The following is an 18,587-nucleotide window of genomic DNA, read 5'->3' on the forward strand; positions in this document are numbered from 1 at the left end:
TCACGTCGTGGCTGAAAGCCTGAACCATAACCTGGTCTTCGTGGCCTTCCTGGTAGGTGTTGCCAACGGAGTCAGCGGTGAATGCGCCTGCAGTGATCAGGCCTTGTTTTTCGCCGGTAACCGACATGTACGCTGGTGTTGCCATGGGGTGCTCTCCTTGCGGATAAATTTAAGGTGCCCGGGAGGCGAAATCGCCCGGTGGGTGCCTGACTGTTATCAAGGAGCGTGCCAGGTTTTGCCAAGTCCCCGGAGGGCGGGGAGCAAAGTGCTCTGGGCTGCGGTTGCGAGGGTTTTTCACTGGGGAGCGAGGGCAAAAGTGCGCAAGAAGTTGCGCAGTACTGCGCAACTTCTTGCGCACTTGGCTACAGGCCACGTGGTGTATGGGCTGTAGCGCTTCAGAGGGGCGTTTTATTATGGGGTACTGCGCAACTTCTTGCGCAGCACGGCCGAAGGCCATCACTGGCAGTGCGCTGGCTAAAAAATCAAAAGATCGCAGCCTTCGGCAGCTCCTACAGGAAAAATGCATTCCAAATGTAGGAGCTGCCGAAGGCTGCGATCTTTTGATCCACCGACGACCTGCCGTTAGATTATTTCCAGCCCCAGCACTTTCGCGCACTCTTCAATCGAACGCCTCTGCGTCTCTGCATACAACCCCAACTCATCAATGGTCGAGCGCCCCAGAGCCTGTTCGAACGCCTGTCTATTGGAGTGCTCGCCGTAGTGCGCCTGCGCCGCATCCCCAAGGTTCGACTGAAAAATTCCTGCTGCACTGACCGGCAGGAAATCTTCGTACACCAGCGGCTCAGCTTTCACATAACCATTGCGCAACAAATCCTCTAGCGAGGCATCACCGAGGCTACCCGACGCCACGCCTTTTTCCGTAGCGAAATAGCGAAAGTACGCCAACTCATGTTCGCGCATGCCGTCGACGCTGTCGGGAAATTCGCCAAAGTGTTGAGTCATCAGCGCGTTGTAGCGTGAGGCATTGCCTTCGTTGGGGAAATCACCGAGCTCATCGCGGGCAGCATTCAGTAATCGGTCATACAGTGCCCGACCCTTGGGTGTCAGCGCGGCGCCGCGTTGTTCGATTTCGCCAAACCGCGCACTGTGGCTGCCACGGGTTTCGCTCTGATCGGTGAATGCAACTGGCTCATCCAGCGCTTTGAAACTGGTCTGGCGCAGCAGTATCGGGCATTGCCGGCGAGGTGGGCCTTCGATCACCGCTTTGGGCGTGATGCCATGGGCCGGCATCTGTTCCTGGACGATATCGATGTCCAGCGTGCGCGGGGTCAGGTGATTGATGTGTGGGCCTTTGAACGCCACGACATCGGCGATCAACCGGTGTTGGGCGCTCAACGTCTGATACTGCGCAGCGGTAACGGTTGCGCTGTGATGCCAACGAAAGGTTTCCAATGCCTGCAGGACGAATTCCTGCGATTCGGTTTCGTTGAGTCCGCCAGCCGTTTCAGCCTGGGCGATCAAACGCAGCGCCGCGTCGGTAAAGATCGAACGTTTGGCCAGGATTGACTCGGCGAAAGCGCGCAGTTCAGGGTCTTCAATCAACTCCAGCCGCAACAACGACGTGAACACTCGGAACGGACTGATTTGCAGCGCATCTTCATGCACTGCGCGAAACGCCGTCGAATGCACCGGCACGCCCGCCGGCGTCAGGTCGTAATACCCCACCGGTTGCATGCCCATGACCGCGAACAAGCGGGCGAGGGTGGCCAGTTCCGTTGCGGTGCCGACGCGGATGGCGCCATGGCGTTCCATGTGCAGGCGTTCGATTTCGCCGGTGCTGTCTAGCTGCCTGGCGATGCCTGGCTCTCGGGAAAGCACGTCACGGTTGGTCTGTTCCACCAGTTCCATCAGTGCGCCGTACAGCGGCACTTCTTCGCGGTACATGTCGGACATCGCTTTGGAGAAGCGTTGGCGGATCAGGTCGGGGCTGACGAAAGGCTGCACGGTCATGAAATAAATTCCTGCCACGGTCACGTAATGGATAGGAGAAAAGATCGCAGCCTTCTCCTGCGCGGGCAAACGAAGAATCCTACGAACTTCATTCTGCCAACGACTGATCCACCCGTTCGATCCAGTGCATAACCGGCGTGCGTCCGGCGCTGGCCAGGTGGCTCTGGCAACCGATGTTGGAGGTGACGATCAACTGCGGGCGGCCGCTTTCCAAGGCATTGAGGCGGTTGTCGCGCAGTTGCCGCGCCAGTGTCGGTTGGGTCAGGGAATAGGTGCCCGCCGAGCCGCAGCACAAGTGGCCGTCCGGCACCGCCGTCAGGTTGAAACCGAGGCGGGTCAGCACCGCTTCCACCGCACCGCCGAGTTTCAGCGCGTGCTGCAAGGTGCACGGGCAATGCACAGCGATCCGCTGTTGGCTGGCGGCGCAGATCTGCTCCAGCGGTTCTTGCGCGAGAACCTGCACCAGATCGATCGTCATTTCGCTGATCCGCCGTGCCTTGTCGGCATAGACCGGATCGGCCTCGAGCAGATGCCCGTAATCCTTGATGAACGCGCCGCAGCCGCTGGCGGTCTGCACGATGGCTTCGGCGCCGTTTTGCAGGTGTGGCCACCAGGCGTCGATGTTCTGCCGGGCGCGGTCGAGCCCTTTGGCCTGGGCGTCGAGGTGATAATCCAGCGCCCCACAGCAACCGGCCTCGGCTACCGGGATGACGCTGATGCCGAGTCGGTCGAGCACCCGCGCCGTGGCGTCGTTGGTGTTCGGCGACAAACCCGGCTGCACGCAGCCTTCCAGCAACATGACGCGGCGCGCATGCCGAGGGACGGGACGCAACCCCGACGTCAGCATGGACTGCGGCAGTTTGCTTTCAAACATTCGCGGCAACAGCGGCCGAAACGTAGCGCCCACCCGCAGCAAACCTTTGAACAATCGCGGGTTCGGCGCCAGTGCGCGCAGGCCTTCACGCAACAAGCGTTGCGCCGCCGGACGCGGCACTGCCTGATCAACCACCGCCCGACCGATGTCGAGCAAGTTGTGATAGTCGACGCCGGACGGGCAGGTGGTTTCGCAATTGCGGCACGACAGGCAGCGGTCCAGATGCAGTTGCGTCTGTGCGGTCGCCGGTGCGCCTTCGAGCACTTGCTTGATCAGATAGATGCGCCCGCGCGGACCATCGAGTTCATCGCCGAGCAACTGATACGTCGGACACGTCGCGTTGCAAAAGCCGCAATGCACGCAGCTACGGAGAATCTTTTCCGCCTCGGCGGCGCGGGGCAACTGTCGGGATTGCTCGCTGAGAGTTGTTTGCATGGCTAAAACTCCGCGTACATCCGGCCGGGGTTGAACAGCCCTTGCGGGTCGAGTTGCGCCTTCAGTTGCCGGTGATAGCGCAGCAGTGTCTTCGGCAATGGCTGGAACGGTGACGAGGTGGCGCCATGGGTGAAGCAGGTGGCGTGGCCGCCGAGTTCCTGGGCAAGGCTATGAATGTGTTGGCTGTCGGATTTCAGCCAGCGTTGCGCGCCGGCCCAATCGATCAGTTGCGCGCCGGGCAGCTCCAGCACGCCGAGATTGTTCGGCAGCGACAGGCGCCATAACGGCAGGCCTTCGTCAAAGAATGGCGAGCGTTGCTCGTTCAAATCACGCCAGAACAGCGAGTCCAGCGGTTCACCACCCAGGCGTTGATGCGCCGCCGTCACCGAGCCCTCGCCACCCTCAAGGCGCAGATACAAACTGTCGCCATCGTGGCACGCGGCGCTGATCGGCAGCGGTTGCTGGCCCCATTCGGCGAGATTGGCCAGTGCCCTGGCGCAGTCGATATCCAGGCGAATACTCAGGCATTGCCGGGGTTTGGGCAGGACTTTCAGCGAGACTTCGGTCAGCACGCCGAGGCAACCGTAACTGCCGGCCATCAGCCGCGAGAGGTCATAACCGGCAACGTTTTTCATCACTTCGCCGCCGAAACGCAGGTGTTGGCCCAGACCGGTAATCACTCGTGTACCCAGAACGAAATCGCGCACCGAGCCAGACCATGGTCGCCGAGGCCCGGACAACCCCGTTGCAATCATGCCGCCGACCGTGGCGTTTTCACCGAATGCTGGCGGCTCGCACGGTAACATTTGCCCGGCGGCATCCAGTGCCGCGAGCAACTCGGACAATGGCGTTCCGGCGCGCACGCTGACCACCAGTTCGGTCGGCTCATAGCGCACGATGCCGCGATGCACGCGAGTGTCGAGCACCTCACCGGCCACTTCGCGGCCGAGAAACGCCTTGCTGTTGCCGCCCTGAATTTTCAGCGGCGTGGCATTGGCCCGCGCTTCATTGACCTGATCGAGCAGGGCGCTGGCGCCGTCGACGTCAGCCATCAGAAGCGCTCCAGCTCGGGAAATGGCAATTGCCCGGCATGAATGTGCATCGCGCCAAACTCGGCGCAGCGGTGCAGCGTCGGGATGTTCTTGCCGGGGTTGAGCAGGCCTAGCGGGTCGAACGCGGCTTTGACGGCGTGGAACAGGGTCAATTCTTCGCTGTTGAATTGCGCGCACATCTGATTGATTTTTTCGCGGCCGACCCCGTGTTCGCCGGTGATGCTGCCGCCGACCTGCACGCACAGTTCCAGAATTTTGCCGCCCAGGGCTTCGGCGCGGTGCAGTTCACCGGGTTGGTTGGCGTCGAACAGAATCAGTGGATGCATGTTGCCGTCGCCGGCATGGAACACATTCGCCACGCGCAAACCGTATTCCTCGCCGAGGCGGGCGATACCTTGCAGGACGCCGGGCAATTCGCGCCGCGGAATGGTGCCGTCCATGCAGTAATAGTCCGGCGACAAGCGGCCAATGGCCGGAAAGGCGTTTTTGCGCCCGGCCCAGAAACGCACGCGTTCGGCTTCGTCACGCGCCTGACGCACCTCAGTGGCGCCGGCCTCGGTCATCACGTCGCAAACCCGCTGGCAGTCGTCGTGGACATCCGCTTCGACGCCATCGAGTTCGCACAACAGAATGGCTTCGGCGTTGACCGGATAACCGGCGTGGATAAAGTCTTCGGCGGCGCGAATGGCGAGGTTGTCCATCATCTCCAAACCGCCGGGAATGATCCCCGCGGCGATGATTTCGGCCACGGCGCGTCCGGCCTTTTCCACGGAATCGAAACTGGCCAGCAGCACTTTGGCGACCTGCGGTTTGGGCAGCAGTTTAACCGTGACTTCGGTGATGATCCCCAGCAAGCCTTCAGAACCGGTGAACAGCGCAAGCAAGTCGAAACCGGGCGAATCGTAGGCTTCGGAGCCCAGGGTCAGGCGTTCGCCTTCAATCGTCAGCACTTCGATTTTCAGCAGGTTGTGCACGGTCAGGCCGTACTTGAGGCAATGCACACCACCGGCGTTTTCAGCGACGTTGCCGCCAATCGAACAGGCGATCTGCGACGAGGGATCCGGCGCGTAGTACAACCCGAACGGCGCGGCGGCCTGGGAAATCGCCAGATTGCGCACGCCGGGCTGAACCCGCGCAGTGCGGGCGGCCGGGTCGATGTGGAGGATGGTGTTGAAGCGCGCCATCACCAGCAACAGGCCTTTTTCCAGCGGCAACGCGCCGCCGGACAAACCGGTACCGGCGCCGCGGGCGACCACCGGAACGTTTTGTTGATGGCAGAGTTCAAGCAGGGTTTGCACCTGCTCGAGCCGCCGGGGCAGGGCGACCAGCATCGGGGTTGTGCGGTAGGCGGAGAGTCCATCGCATTCGTAGGGTTTGAGTTCCTCCTCGCGCCAGAGGATGTCGAGGTCGGGGATGGCGTGTTGCAAGGCCTTGAGCAGATCGGCCTTGTTGACATCAGGCAGCCGACCGTCGAGGCGTTCGTCGTAAAGAATGTTCATTTTTGCTTGCCCAAAAACTCCCGGTACAACCGCGCGGTGTCTCCTGGCTGTTCGACCATCGGCATATGCCCGACGTGGTCCCAGACATCCACCTGCAAATTGGCAATGCCTTTGCTCCAGATCGGTACGCTGCTGACATCGATCAAGCGGTCCTTGCGGCCCCACAGCAGCAGCGCCGGGCATTTGATGTCCGGCAGTTTCGGCTCCATCGGCGGGCTGGCGCGGAAATCGCGGAAGATCTCTTCCAGTTCATCGCGCTGGTTTTCATACCGCTGGGCGATCGCATCCAGCACCGCCTTAGGCACCCACGGCGGTGAGGCCATGGTCATCGCATAAAACTGCTGGAATTCTTCCCGGGAGTTGATCAGAAACGGGTTGTGCCCACGGGCCAGGTGGCGCTCCATGTCGCTGACCTCGGGGGCGGTGACGCCGGCCGGGTCGATCAACGCCAGCGAAGCGATCCGCTCCGGATACGTTGCCGCCAGCCAGGCCGCGATGTAACCGCCCATGGAGTTGCCGATCACGTGGACTTTCTCCACGCCGCAGACGTCGAGCAACTGGATCATGCGCTTGGCCTGAACCGCAATGTCATAGCCGCCACCCGCCTTGAAGCCGGTTTCACCATGGCCGGCCAGATCCGGAATGATCACCCGATACTCGCGGACGAAATGCCGGGAGAAGCGCAGCCACAGGTTTTTGTCGCCACTATAGCCGTGCAGCATCAGGATCGCACTGGCCGCTTCATACGGCCCACCCTGCCACGTCGAAACGGTCATCTCGGCGATCGGCACTTCAATCTTGTGCAGTTTGTACAACTTGGCCTCGATGGCCATGTTCAGGTCATACAGCCAATGGCCGACCGCCGGATAACTCAACCAGCTCCAGGCCACGAACACCGCGAGAGCGACAAACAGCAAAAGCATCGACGTCTTCCTTATACGTAGTCAGGACAAAATGTGATCGGCCGGTTTCAGCGCCCGGGTCAAACGGTGATAGCTGAAACTGAAGCCGGGAAACATCGCGATCACATGACCGCTCTTGCTTTGATACCAACTGTGGCAGCCGCCGGACTTCCAGACCGTGCGCTCCATCTCCCGGTGAATCATTGCAGTGTAGGTACGTTCTGCCTCGGGGCGCACTTCGATGCTGCGCAGACCTTTGGTTTGTAAGGTGCGGATGCAGTCGATGATGTAGTTCATCTGCGATTCGATGATGAACAGCGCCGACGTGTGGCCAATACCGGTATTGGGTCCCGTGACGATAAACAGGTTGGGAAAGTCCGGCAGGCTGGTGCCGAGGTAGGCGCGAGGATATTCGGCCCAGACATCTCTGAGTTGCACGGCGTTCTTTCCGCTCACGGGGTAGGAAATAACGCCGTCGGTAGCGTCATAACCCGTCGACCAGACGATCAGATCAACATCGATGTGCTCGCCGTCCTGGGTGTTGATTCCGCTTTCATCGATTGAAGCGATGCCTTGCTCGCGGCTGTGCAGGGTGACATTGGGCCGGGTCAGTGCCGGGTAATAGGTGCTGGAAACCAGCACTCGTTTACAGCCGATGGTGAAATCCGGCGTGAGTTTTTGCTGGAGCAGCGGATCGTGCACCTGACGCTTGAGAAAACGCAGCGCTTGCTTTTGCACCAGGTTAATCGCGGGTTTCGAGTACTTGAAGGCGATCACGCGGGTTTCGAACTGCCAGTAAATCAGCCAGCGCAGCAGTTTGTAGGCCGGTTTCAAACCGAGTAACCAGCGCTGAAACGGCCCGAACACTCGATCGGCGCGCGGCAGCACCCAATGCGGCGTGCGCTGGAATACATGCAGTTGCTCGACCTGCGGGGCAATCGCCGGGATTATCTGCGCGGCGCTGGCACCGCTGCCGACAATGGCCACGCGTTTACCGCGATAGTCGTAGCTGTGATCCCAATTGTTTGTATGAAATGTCTTGCCCTGAAAGCGATCCTGCCCAGGGAAGTGCGGGATGACCGGTTGGCTCAATGGCCCGCTCGCATTGATCAGGAACTGCGCATGGTACGTCCCCTTGGTGGTGTGGACGGCCCAGCGTTTTTCCGTGTCGTCCCATTCGACGTGTTCGACGTTGGCTTGCAGATCCACGCGTTCACGCAGGCCGAACGTATCGATCACGTGCTCGGTATAGCGATGCAATTCCGCTTGTTCGGCAAACATCTGTGACCAGCGGTACGGCGCGAATGACAGCGAATAAAGCGGTGATGGCACATCCACCGCCGCGCCGGGGTAGGTGTTCTGGCACCAGGTGCCACCAAAGAAATCGCGCCGTTCCAGCAGGTGAAAATCGTCGATCCCGGCCTTGAGCAGGTTGATCGCCGCGCACTGACCGCCAAATCCGCTGCCGATGATCAACACTTGATAAGTCTGCATGGGCCTCCTTCTTATAGTCGTTTTTCCGTTTTGCTCCCTTCATGTATAGCCAAAGATTTGCACTGTGGTAGCCCAAGTCCATGGAAAGCATGCGTCTTTCAGGCCGCTGACCGGTGATGGCTATTTAACGTTACCCTGTTAGACTTTGAGCACATCTGTCCTGCACTTTGCAGGTTCCGTCGTGGTCGAGGCCCTTATGGGAAATACGGGACGAAAGGGACTTTCATTGGCAAGGAGGCTGTACACCTCGAGAGTCCTCGGGCTGGTGCTTGGGCTTTTGTGTGTGTCTGTGTCGATGTACTCGCTCGATCCGCCGTTATGGGTCTGGGCGCTGATGTTGTTCAATGGTCTGGTCTGGCCCCATCTGGCCTATCAGCTGGCGCGCCGCGCTCGGGTGCCTTTTCATGCCGAACATCGCAACCTGTTGATTGACGCCTTTTTCGGCGGCTTCTGGGTTGCTGCCATGCATTTCAATCCATTACCCGCTGCCACGACCATCTCGATGATGGCAATGAACAACGTCGCCATCGGTGGGTTGCGTTTTCTGCTGGTCGGCTCTGCGGCGCAGTTGCTTGGGGTTGGCGTAGGGTTGGTGGTGTTTGCCCCGGCGTTCATCCCGCAAACCACGCCGGCGCAGATGTACGCCTGTTTCCCGCTACTGCTGTTGTACCCGCTGGCGTTGGGCTGGATCTGCTTTCGGCAGGCCTACACGCTGGGTGTGCATAAACGTGAATTGCTGGCGCTGAGTCGCACCGACAGCCTCACTGGTCTGCTCAATCACGGTGCGTGGAAGGATCAACTGGAAATCGCCTTTCAGCGTTGCATACGGCAGAAGCAGGGCGCGGCCATTGCATTGATCGACATCGACCATTTCAAGGCAATCAACGACACCTACGGGCATGTGGCCGGCGATATCGTATTGCGACAATTGAGCAAGACGCTCAAGCAGAACCTGCGCGCGACCGACGTTGCCGGGCGTTACGGCGGCGATGAGTTCTGCGTGATTCTTCCGGAGTTGCCGCTGTTCAATGCCGCCCAGGCCATGGAAGCGTTGCGCGAGCGTTTCGCGACATTGGGTTATGAGCAGAATCCGGCGTTGAAAGTCAGTTTGAGTATTGGCCTGGCGGCGTACGATCCGGCGCACCCCGATGCGACCCGTTGGCTCAGTGATGCGGATCAGGCGCTGTATGAGGCCAAGGCGAGTGGAAGGAACCGGGTGATCTGCAATTGCGACAGTTTGCCCAAGCAGCCGTTGCTGGGACTCGGTGTGAGATAAATCCGCCCGCTGGCACCACAGCGGATTTGCGGTGTGGCCGCCCCTCACCCTAGCCCTCTCCCGGGGGAGAGGGGACTGATCGCGTTGTTTGTGGCTAATGCGCCAAGGTGCAAGATCTACTTGAATTCAATAGCCCATTCAGCGCGGTGTATCACGTCGGCGCTGGTCCCGGGCATTTCCCAATTAGTCCACTCGCCACAGCGGTTCAACTACGCACGAAAATTAGCGAAAAGTCTGACAGAGGCTCTCGTTGCGACACTCTATCGACACACTTATAGTCCCTGTTCGCGAAAACCTCCGCGACGATCTTGGCCGGTCGAATACAGCACCTGACCCATCTGGAGTGAACTTTATGACCGACCAAGTAATGCCACGCTACCTCCCCATCGACACCTACGACGCCGAATCTCCGGTGCTCTTCATCAATACCCACAAAGAACTCAGCGACATGGCGGCCTGCGCGATGCATCGGTTTGTGGTCGTGCGCGATTTGGCGGACACCTTGTCCAGCCTCAACCTCAAAGGTATTTCAGACTTTGACCTGACGCGGGTCACCAGCGCAGTGCATCTGCTGATGCGCGAAGGGTGTGCCATTCTGGATGTGATTCAGGCGCGGGCGATGCAGCGGGAGGAGGCTTACAAAACCCCGGTTTAGCGGTGTAGCGGCAGATGCCCTCGCGAGCAGGCTCGCTCCCACAGTGGATTTGTAGTGAGCACATAATTTGTGTTCGACACAGATCAAATGTGGGAGCGAGCCTGCTCGCGAAGAGGCCAGTTCGGCCAGCACATCACTCTTTGACGCTCATATATTCCTTCGCCCAGAGAATGTATTCCTCCGGCTGGGTATAGGTGTGCGTCAGCTCGGTGGCGCTCAAGTCCGAAGCCTGGGTAAAGATCTGTCGCTGTTCACGCAAGCTGTCGTAGGTCGCCTTGATCGCCGCAAAGTACGCGCCGTGGCCGTCGATGGTCACGCGCACACCCAGTTCGGCCAGACGCTTGTCGTCGCGCAGCGCCGGGTTGCCGTAGGTGACCAGCATCAGTGGCACGGTCAGATGTTCGGCGATCTGTTCAAGCTGATCAAAATCCTGCACCCCGACCATACAGATGCCATCGGCGCCCGCGCCCTGGTACTGGCGGGTGCGGCTGATGATTTCCTGAATCGGCAGGATCCCGGCGTTGGTGCGGGCGATGATCGCCATTTCTGTATCAACACGGGCTTCCAGCGCCGCGCGAATTTTGCCAACGCCTTCGGCCACGGTGATCAGGTCGGTGGATTTGCGCCCGAATTGCGCGGGCAGCAAGGTGTCTTCGATGGTCAGGGCGGCGACGCCGGCGCGTTCCAGTTCGACGATGGTGCGCATCACGTTGAGGGCGTTGCCATAGCCGTGGTCTGCGTCGGCAATCACCGGTAATTGGGCGACGCGGCCGATGCGGGTGGCTTGTTCGGCGAACTCACTGAGGGTGATCAGGGCAAAGTCCGGTGCGCCCAGCACCTGCAACGAGGCCACGGAGCCACCGAGAATTCCCACTTCAAAACCCAGGTCAGCGGCAATCCGGGCGGACATCGGGTCGAACACCGAAGCCGTGTGGTAGCAGGTGTCGGAGGCCAGCAGCTGACGGAAATTACGACGCAAATCTTGATGAGAAAGCCTGGTCATACGAGTTCCACCAATACCAAAGGAATGGAACGGCTTGAGCAAAGGTGTCAACGCCGAAGAATGAAAAGGCTATCACGCGAATGGGTCAAGGATCATGACGAATTTTCGAGGTTGCTGCTAACAGTGGTTCCAGTGCTGAAAGGATTCACTTCAGTGAAGCGGTTTGTCGGTGGCTTTGCGGGCATTGGCAAGCCTTCAGGCCGCAGCGGCCTGCTGCTGTTGGTTGGGCAGCATCACCGCCCGCACCGAATTCCCCGGCTGCAGTTGCAGGCGTTTGGCCGTGAGACGGTCGATGACCAGGCTGCTGCCGACCCGGCGCGCCCGGGCAACGGTGATACGACAGTTTTCCAGGCGCCGGTTGTGGATCAGCCACAGCGGTGCCTGTTCGTCCGGGCTGCCAAGGCTCAAGGACAGCTCCAGGCTGTCACGTACCGTGCGGATGTTGCGGATCGGCGCTTCAATCACCGGCCCACCGTCGAAAATATCGATGTAGCCTTTGTGGGCGAAACCCTCGGCCTGAAGGATTTTCAGCGCCGGCTCAGTGTTCGGGTGCGCCTGGCCGATGGCCGCCTGCGCCTGTTCGGTGAGCAGGCAGGTGTACAGCGGTTGGCGCGGCATCAGTTCGGCGATGAACGACTTGTTGCCCAGCCCCGACAGGTGATCGGCATGGCAGAAATCCATCTGGAAGAAGTGCCGGCCCAGGCTGTCCCAGAACGGCGAGCAACCCGTTTCATCGGCGCTGCCCCGCAGTTCGGCGATCATCTTCTCGCCAAACAGATGCGGAAACTCGGCAACGAACAACAGGCGCCCCAGCGACAGCAAGCGACCGTTGCTGCCGTGACGATGGTCGTGGCTCAGGAACAACGAGCACAGTTCCGATTGCCCGGTCAGTTCGTTGTTGAGGAACAATGTCGGGATCTGCCGTTGAATGCCCAGATTCGGCGCCGAACTCACGGTCAACCCGACCCGATAGTTGTACCAGGGTTCACGCAGGCCGACCGCCCCGGCCAATGCACTGACACCGACCACACGCATGTCATCGTCTTCGAGCACGAACAGATAATCGGCGTCGGCACGCTCGACCTGCTCGGCGAACGCGCGTTGTGCCCAGCGCACCCGGTGGGACAGGCGATCTTCATTGACCGGCAGGGTGGTGAACCCCGGGCCGGCCTGTTCTACCAGCGCCATCAAGGCTCGTAGGTCGCTCACTTTAACCGGGCGGACAATCATGCTGTAACTCCTTCTGCGCGCCTGTTCGGGCACTGTCGTTGGGTGCAGAACCGGGCGTGGTTCACAGGGCAATCAGCCGAACCGGGCTGCCATTGGTCACGTTCAGCGCCGCACACATCGCAGGGGTGAGGGACAGGGGTTGATCGGGTTGGTAATCCAGTTCGGCGACGATGGCGCGGAAACCGTGCAGCGCGTCATTGCTCAACAGGTAACGGCCACGGGCATCAATGTGTGGTTGTTGCTGCACAGGCGCGATCTGGCTGCGGACGATCGAGTGGATGTTCGTGGTGCGCGCATACAGCGTCGGGCCGGCGTCGAACAGGTCGATGTAGCTGTTGGTTTCAAAGCCTTCACGCTCAAGAATGTCGAAGGCTTCCTGGCCGTCCGGATGAATACGTCCAATACAGTCCCGAGCCGCTTGCGGCAGCATCGGTACATAGATCGGGTATTGCGGAAACAATTCGGCGAGGAACGTGCGGCTCTGCATTCCGCACAGCCGCTCGGCTTCGACGTAAGGCAGGTCGAAGAAATGCTTGCCCAGGGCGTCCCAGAACGGCGACTGCCCGTTTTCGTCGCTGTAGCCGACGATTTCGGTGATCACTGCTTCGGCGAAGCGTGGCGCGTGAGCCGCGATGAACAGCAATCGTGCCCGCGAGAGCAATTCGGAAAATGGCGTTCGCACCAGCGCGGCGTCGATATGGAAACCGCGCAGCAGCGTGTGGTCGTTCAGGTCGTGACACAACGACAGCGCCGGCACGCCGTGCTCGATGTTCAATTCCCGCGAGGCGCTGGTGAAGTGACGGTTGCGCAGGCTGTAGAAGGGTTCGTCGAAGCCGGCGGTGGCGAGAATCTCCGAGCAGCCGACCAGACGTTGACTGTCGAGGTCTTCCAGCACGAAGAAGTAGTTCTCTGGGCCGTGGGCCGTGGCGTCACTGGCAAACGAGGCACAGGAGCCGGCGATTTTCTCGCGCAGTCGCTCACTGTCGTCCGGCAGGGAGGTTACCCCCACCAGACTGTCACGGGCCAATTGTTGGAGCTGGGTCAGGTCAGTCTGCTCGACTGGGCGTAAGACCAGCATGGATGTACTCCTGTATCAAAAGGTTCGGCAAATTTGCCGAACCTGACTATCACTGTCGGTTTCCACGCGTTAAATCGGCGGTCGCCTGATTTGTTGTCAGACGCCGCTCTTTTTCTTGTCAGCCGTTGCTCGGGTCAGGCAACGCGGTCGTGGCGCTGAACTTGTTGAGGAAGAACAGGTACACCAGGCCCAGAGCGATCCAGATCAGGCCGAGTTTCTGCGCATCGACACCCATGTTGACCATGATGGCCGCAACGATGGTGAAGCCGATCACCGGGCAGATCAGGTGGCGCACGACCTGACCGGACTTTTGCCGACGCCAGTAGTAGTTGATCACTGTCAGGTGCAGCAGCATGAAACCGCTGAGCGCGCCGAAGTTGACCAGCGAGGTCAGGGTGTCGACCGAGTTGATGAACAGGTAGCAGATCAACAGCGACAGCACCGCCACCAGATAAATGCTCATGTACGGCGTGTTGTGTTTCGGATGAACCCTGGCCAGTATTTTTGGCAGCTTGCCGTCACGGGCCATGCCGAACAGCAGGCGCGAGACCGCAGATTGCGAAGTGACCGCCACAGCAATACCCCAGGACAGCGCCGTGGTGACGGCCGTCAGGGTCGCCAGCCAGCTACCGGCGGCGAGTTCGGCGATTTCATAGAACGCGGTGTCGGCGGACTTGAAGCCCAGACCGGCGGCCAGATCGGTAGCGATCCAGGTTTGCACGACGAAAATCGTGCCCATCACCACCAGCGTGATCAACGCAGCTTTGCCAACACTGCGACCCGGATCGCCCTTGATTTCTTCAGCGAGGGTGGAAATCGCATCGAAGCCCAGGAACGACAGCACGGCAATCGACACGGCTTGCATCAGCAGGGCGAAGTTAAAGGTTTGCGGGTTGTACAGCGGCGCCAACGTCAGCTCGCCGTTGCCGCCACCGTTGTGCAGGGCGGTCCAGGCATAGAACAGGAAGATGCCCAGCACGACCAGTTGCGCCAGCAGGAAGACAATGTTCATCCGTGCGGTAAACGTGATACCGCGCAAGTTGACGAAGGTAGCGCTCACAAGGAATGCCAGAATGAAGCCGACTTTCGGAATGTCCGGGTACAAGTGGTTGAGCGCCATTGCCGCGTACACGTACAGCAGCGGTGGGATCAGCAGGTAGTCAAGCAGCATCAGCCACCCGGCGATGAAGCCGACGTGTTGATTGAGGCCGCGTTGCGCGTAGGAATACACCGAGCCTGCAACCGGGAAAGCGCGGGCCATGCTGCCGTAGCTCAACGCGGTAAACACCATGGCCACCATGCCGATGATGTACGCCAGCGGCACCATCCCCGGTGCCTCGGCGTTGACGTAGCCATACACGCCGAACGGGGCGATGGGGATCATGAAGATCATCCCGTACACCACCAGGTCGGTGAGCGTCAGGCTACGTTTCAACTCTTGCTTGTAGCCGAATTCTTCAATTTCCATGAAGCGCAACTCCTTGTAAGCCAATCAGTCGTTTTTTAGTTGTTATATCGGTCCATCGTTTACAGCTTCAGCAGTGCTTTCGTTACAGCAACGGCGCGAGGTATCCGGCCCAGCGCGACACCGCTTCGGGGCTGCGCAGCAAGTCGTTGCGCACCTCGATCAACACCGAATCCAGGCCGCGGGCATCGCCGTGTACCGGTACTGTCATGTCGCCCAGCGGGTCAATCCTGTACGGCTGATTGCCTGCAACTATCAGCGGATGTTTTTCCAGATCGTCGAGCAGGCGCTGGGCATAGGCCCTGGCCTGGCCAAACAGCACACCGACTTCCATGGCGCGCGGCTGGCCGTAATACACCGGCGTAAAGCTGTGAATCCCGACTATGCGCACCGGTTGACCCTTGGCAATGCGCGCGTCGATCAGTGTTTGCAAGCGCGTGTGAAACGGCTTGAACAGCGTCTGCCGGCGGTACTCGCGCGTGGCTTCGTCCAGCTCACGATTGCCCGGCACCTGATAGATCTCGCTCTGCAGCGGAATGCTGTCGGGGGCATGCCGTGGCCGATTGAGGTCGATCAGGAGCCGCGAATAGTTGGCGCTCAATAGCGTGGCGCCGAGTGTTGCCGACAATTGCTCGGCCAGTTCCAGCGCACCAATGTCCCAAGCGATGTGCTCGCGGGCGGCTGTATCGTCCAGGCCCAGATTATTCAGGGCCTCGGGGATGTAGCGACTGGCGTGCTCGCACACCAGAATCAATGGATGCGTCGAGTCGGCGCGGCTCAGGTTGTAGACCGGTCTGGTAAACAACCCCAGCTCGGCGGATTCAGTACACGCGTGCATAGTGCTCACAAAGTTCAGCGATCGAGAGCTGTTCCGTCAGCGCCAGTTCCTCGGTTTTAAGGGCGTAATAACTGTCGAGCAACGGTTTGGGCAGCCATTCGTTGAGGGCTGCACTGTCGCGCAGGTAATCCAGTGCCTGAGCCAGCGAGGCGGGCAGGGCGACGATGCCCCGCGCCTGACGTTGCTCGTCATTGAGTGAATCGGGGATTTCATTGGTGATTGCGTTCAGCGCCAGGCGCTGTTCGATGCCCAGCCGTCCGGCGATCAGCAGCGCGGCCATCGCCAGATGCGGCGAGGCGGTGGCGTCCGTGGCGCGAAATTCCAGGTTGAACTGCTTCGCCACGGCTTTGTTGCCCAGCGTCGAGGTCGGGCAGATGCGCAACGCTGCTTCGCGGTTCTGTTGCCCCAGGCAGGCGTAAGAGGCGCTCCAGTGATTTGGCTGCAAGCGCTCGTACGAGAGCGGTGTCGGTGCGGTGATTGCACACAGTGCCGGCAAGTAATGCAGGATACCCGCTGCCCAATGCTGGCCGAGGCTCGACAGACCATTGCTGGTGCTTGCGTCGTAGAGCATCGGCTGGCCGTCCAGATCAAGCAGGCTGACGTGCAGGTGCACGCCGTTGCACATCGCATCAGCGGCGGTCTTCGGTGCGAAGCTCAGGTCCAGGCTCATTTGCCGGGCGATCTCACGGGCAATTTCGCGCACATTCACCGCGCGGTCTGCGGCCGCGACCCCCAGCGCTGGTCGGCAAGTGATTTCGAATTGATGCTTGCCGTATTCGGGTAGAAACATTTCCGGCTCGACGCCACCGGCTCGCAGAGCGCTGAGCAGCCAGCCGCCGAACTCGGCGCCCTGACGCTGGGCTTCAAGCGAAAACGCCGGGGGTTCAGCCACGTCTGCATGCAGGTTGAATTCGTGTTCGAACGCGGCGTTGACCTGCAAGCCCAAATCGTCGCGGTAACGCTCGATCTCATCGCGCAGCAGCGTGCGTGGACAGGCGCCGAATGGCCGACCGTCGGTTTCGCGAAGATCGCCGTGGATGAAGTCCAGCGGCGGGGCGTTCACATCCGGCCCGTTGTTCACGGTAACGCGGCTGCCCAGATCCGGGATCAAACGCAAGTCGCCATAAGCGCCCCACGGGCTGGTCGAAGCAATGGAGTCCTGCGGGGTCAGGGCGCTGTTGGCCGGCACCCAGCCACAACCGGGGGCCTGATAATGCTCAAGTTCGTCGGTGGGGAACGAGCGGCCACGGGTAATGCCGATCAGGTCAGTGGTGACGATAGTGGTCATCGGCAGCGGCGTCAGGCGGGCGCTCATGGCTGCATCTCCTGCAACCGGCCGAGCACGGTGTCGGTGTCGGTGATCCAGCAGTAACCCTTGATCGCGTTCAGGCACGCGTGATGGCGTTCGGCAGTGTGGGTGGCGCAGGCGTCCTCGACCAGAGTCACCAGATAGCCACGGTCAGCAGCATCGCGTACGGCCATGTCCACGCACTGGTCGGTAACGATGCCGGCGATGATCAAATGGCGGGTCGCGAGGTTGCGCAGCACATAATCGATGTTGGTCGAGTTGAAGACCCCGGATGAGGTTTTCGGCAAATAGATTTCGTTTTCTGCGGGTGTCAGTTCGGCGATGATCTGTGCCTGCGGGCTGCCTTTGGGGACGTTCAGATTGGACAGTTTGTGGTCCAGCGAGCGGTCGCGGCCATCGGCGGTAAGGCTCTCGATGACGGTGTGCAGCACGTTCTGCCGCGCCGCGCGAAAGCCATTCAGCAGACGTTGTTGATTGGGCACGACCTGCGTACGCACACGGCTGCGAAAATACTCACCACCCGGCTCAGTGAGGTGCGGGTCGAACTGCGGATCGAGCCAGGCACGCTGCATGTCCACCAGCAACAAGGCCGTGTGGTCGGTGACAAAGGGCAGGTCTCGCGGCGAGCGGTGTGGAAGGGTGAACATCCTTATTTATCCTCCAGAAGGTGCGTGTTGAAGTCGTTGCGCAGGGCGTCGATGCCTTCCAGGCGATCGGCCAGATTCGTGGTGCGCAGGGTCAGGCTGGCAATCAGTGCTTCGACTTGCGCCAGCGCCGGCACCATGGTGTCGAACGGCGAGGCTGACTCTACGGGCGCGCTGATAATCAGGTCGGCCAGTTCGCGCAGTGGCGAGGCGTAGATGTCGGTGAAGAGCACCACGCGTGCATTGTTGTTTTTCGCCGCGCTGGCCACGCGCAGGGCCTGGGACTGGTAACGGCGATAGTCAAACAGCAACACCACATCCTGGCGTTGCAGATCGAACAGGCGATCAGGCAGTTGCGCGTTGTCTTCCAGTGCAAAGCAGCCGGTGCGCAGCAGGCGCAAGTGGTTGAGCAAGTAGCTTGCCAGCAGGCAGCTGAAGCGTCCGCCGAAGCAGTGCACCTGATGCCGGGTGTCGAGCAGCCAGTCAGTGAGGATGCGTACGTCTTCAGGTTGAGTCAGCGATTGCGTTTCAACCAGCAGGCGATGGCTGTCGGCCAGATAATGACCCCATGCGTCGTCCTTGTTTTGCTGGGCACGAGGTTGCAGCAGGGTGCGTGGTGAGCGCAGGCGATGATCCATGTCGCTCAGGAGCGCATCCTGGAACTCGGCGTAACCGCCGAAACCGAGTTTTTTCACCAGTCGTACGATGGTCGGGTCGCTGACGCCGGCGTGTTCGGCCAGTCGTGCCATCGGTCCCAGACCGTTGCGTGGGTATTGATCAAGCAGGGCGCGAACGACTTTGCGTTCTGACGGTGTCAGATCGAGGCCGGGATCGGTGATCAGGTCTCTGAGAGGGGGCATCC

The 18,587-nt window shown here is 60.3% G+C and carries 17 protein-coding genes; 2 read left to right on the forward strand and 15 right to left on the reverse strand.

What is annotated here, in order from left to right:
• The 7 genes from tssD to H8B20_RS25670 all read right to left on the reverse strand — a co-directional run.
• Nucleotides 1-145, reverse strand: a 145-nt coding sequence (tssD, locus tag H8B20_RS25640; RefSeq protein ID WP_210624643.1) for a type VI secretion system tube protein TssD, incomplete at its 3' end; no start/stop codon positions are given.
• A 437-nt stretch (nucleotides 146-582) separates the two neighbouring features.
• Entirely contained in the window at nucleotides 583-1,971 is a 1,389-nt protein-coding gene (gene hglS, locus H8B20_RS25645; RefSeq protein WP_210624956.1) for a 2-oxoadipate dioxygenase/decarboxylase HglS, read from the reverse strand.
• 88 nt (nucleotides 1,972-2,059) lie between these two features.
• On the reverse strand, nucleotides 2,060-3,280 hold the full coding sequence (gene glcF / locus H8B20_RS25650; RefSeq protein WP_210624957.1) for a glycolate oxidase subunit GlcF: 1,221 nt from the start codon (nucleotides 3,278-3,280) through the stop codon (nucleotides 2,060-2,062).
• A 2-nt stretch (nucleotides 3,281-3,282) separates the two neighbouring features.
• A complete protein-coding gene (glcE, locus tag H8B20_RS25655; RefSeq protein WP_210624958.1) occupies nucleotides 3,283-4,332 on the reverse strand; it encodes a glycolate oxidase subunit GlcE in 1,050 nt (349 codons plus the stop codon).
• A complete protein-coding gene (gene glcD, locus H8B20_RS25660) occupies nucleotides 4,332-5,831 on the reverse strand; it encodes a glycolate oxidase subunit GlcD (RefSeq protein ID WP_210624959.1) in 1,500 nt (499 codons plus the stop codon). Before glcD ends, glcE begins: the two co-directional genes overlap by 1 nt.
• The gene (locus H8B20_RS25665; RefSeq protein WP_210624960.1) at nucleotides 5,828-6,754 is read right to left on the reverse strand and encodes an alpha/beta fold hydrolase; all 927 of its coding nucleotides are present in this window, start codon (nucleotides 6,752-6,754) and stop codon (nucleotides 5,828-5,830) included. The genes glcD and H8B20_RS25665 overlap by 4 nt, the downstream gene beginning before the upstream one ends.
• 21 nt (nucleotides 6,755-6,775) lie before the next feature.
• Nucleotides 6,776-8,227, reverse strand: a complete 1,452-nt coding sequence (locus H8B20_RS25670; RefSeq protein ID WP_210624961.1) for a flavin-containing monooxygenase — start codon at nucleotides 8,225-8,227, stop codon at nucleotides 6,776-6,778.
• A 196-nt stretch (nucleotides 8,228-8,423) separates the two neighbouring features.
• Between H8B20_RS25670 and H8B20_RS25675 the strand changes: the two genes are divergently transcribed.
• Nucleotides 8,424-9,503 carry a diguanylate cyclase gene (locus H8B20_RS25675; RefSeq protein ID WP_210624962.1) on the forward strand — a complete coding sequence of 360 codons (1,080 nt, stop codon included), beginning with the start codon at nucleotides 8,424-8,426 and terminating at the stop codon, nucleotides 9,501-9,503.
• A gap of 352 nt (nucleotides 9,504-9,855) precedes the next feature.
• Nucleotides 9,856-10,158: a hypothetical protein gene (locus H8B20_RS25680; RefSeq protein WP_210624963.1), complete on the forward strand. Its 303-nt coding sequence runs from the start codon at nucleotides 9,856-9,858 to the stop codon at nucleotides 10,156-10,158.
• A 133-nt stretch (nucleotides 10,159-10,291) separates the two neighbouring features.
• Here H8B20_RS25680 and H8B20_RS25685 read toward each other — a convergent pair whose 3' ends face one another.
• The 8 genes from H8B20_RS25685 to H8B20_RS25720 all read right to left on the reverse strand — a co-directional run bounded on the left by H8B20_RS25685 (nucleotide 10,292) and on the right by H8B20_RS25720 (nucleotide 18,585).
• The gene (locus H8B20_RS25685; protein ID WP_042559747.1) at nucleotides 10,292-11,161 is read right to left on the reverse strand and encodes an isocitrate lyase/PEP mutase family protein; all 870 of its coding nucleotides are present in this window, start codon (nucleotides 11,159-11,161) and stop codon (nucleotides 10,292-10,294) included.
• 195 nt (nucleotides 11,162-11,356) lie between these two features.
• On the reverse strand, nucleotides 11,357-12,391 hold the full coding sequence (astA, locus tag H8B20_RS25690) for an arginine N-succinyltransferase (protein WP_042559746.1): 1,035 nt from the start codon (nucleotides 12,389-12,391) through the stop codon (nucleotides 11,357-11,359).
• 61 nt (nucleotides 12,392-12,452) lie between these two features.
• The gene (locus tag H8B20_RS25695) at nucleotides 12,453-13,469 is read right to left on the reverse strand and encodes an arginine N-succinyltransferase (protein ID WP_210624964.1); all 1,017 of its coding nucleotides are present in this window, start codon (nucleotides 13,467-13,469) and stop codon (nucleotides 12,453-12,455) included.
• 118 nt (nucleotides 13,470-13,587) lie between these two features.
• Nucleotides 13,588-14,937, reverse strand: coding sequence for an APC family permease (locus H8B20_RS25700; RefSeq protein ID WP_210624965.1), 1,350 nt, complete (start codon nucleotides 14,935-14,937; stop codon nucleotides 13,588-13,590).
• Between the two features lie 82 nt (nucleotides 14,938-15,019).
• A complete protein-coding gene (locus H8B20_RS25705; RefSeq protein WP_115146783.1) occupies nucleotides 15,020-15,772 on the reverse strand; it encodes an N-formylglutamate amidohydrolase in 753 nt (250 codons plus the stop codon).
• Nucleotides 15,756-17,087 (reverse strand): type I glutamate--ammonia ligase, encoded by a 1,332-nt coding sequence (locus H8B20_RS25710; protein ID WP_210624966.1) that lies wholly within the window; start codon nucleotides 17,085-17,087, stop codon nucleotides 15,756-15,758. The genes H8B20_RS25705 and H8B20_RS25710 overlap by 17 nt, the downstream gene beginning before the upstream one ends.
• A complete protein-coding gene (locus tag H8B20_RS25715; protein WP_210624967.1) occupies nucleotides 17,084-17,728 on the reverse strand; it encodes a cysteine hydrolase family protein in 645 nt (214 codons plus the stop codon). The genes H8B20_RS25710 and H8B20_RS25715 overlap by 4 nt, the downstream gene beginning before the upstream one ends.
• Nucleotides 17,729-17,730: 2 nt before the next feature.
• Complete coding sequence (locus H8B20_RS25720; protein WP_210624968.1) at nucleotides 17,731-18,585, reverse strand: MurR/RpiR family transcriptional regulator; 855 nt, start codon at nucleotides 18,583-18,585, stop codon at nucleotides 17,731-17,733.
• Nucleotides 18,586-18,587 lie beyond the last annotated feature (2 nt).

The sequence above is a fragment of the Pseudomonas sp. P42 genome (genome assembly GCF_017973755.1).
Lineage (GTDB): Bacteria > Pseudomonadota > Gammaproteobacteria > Pseudomonadales > Pseudomonadaceae > Aquipseudomonas > Aquipseudomonas iridis.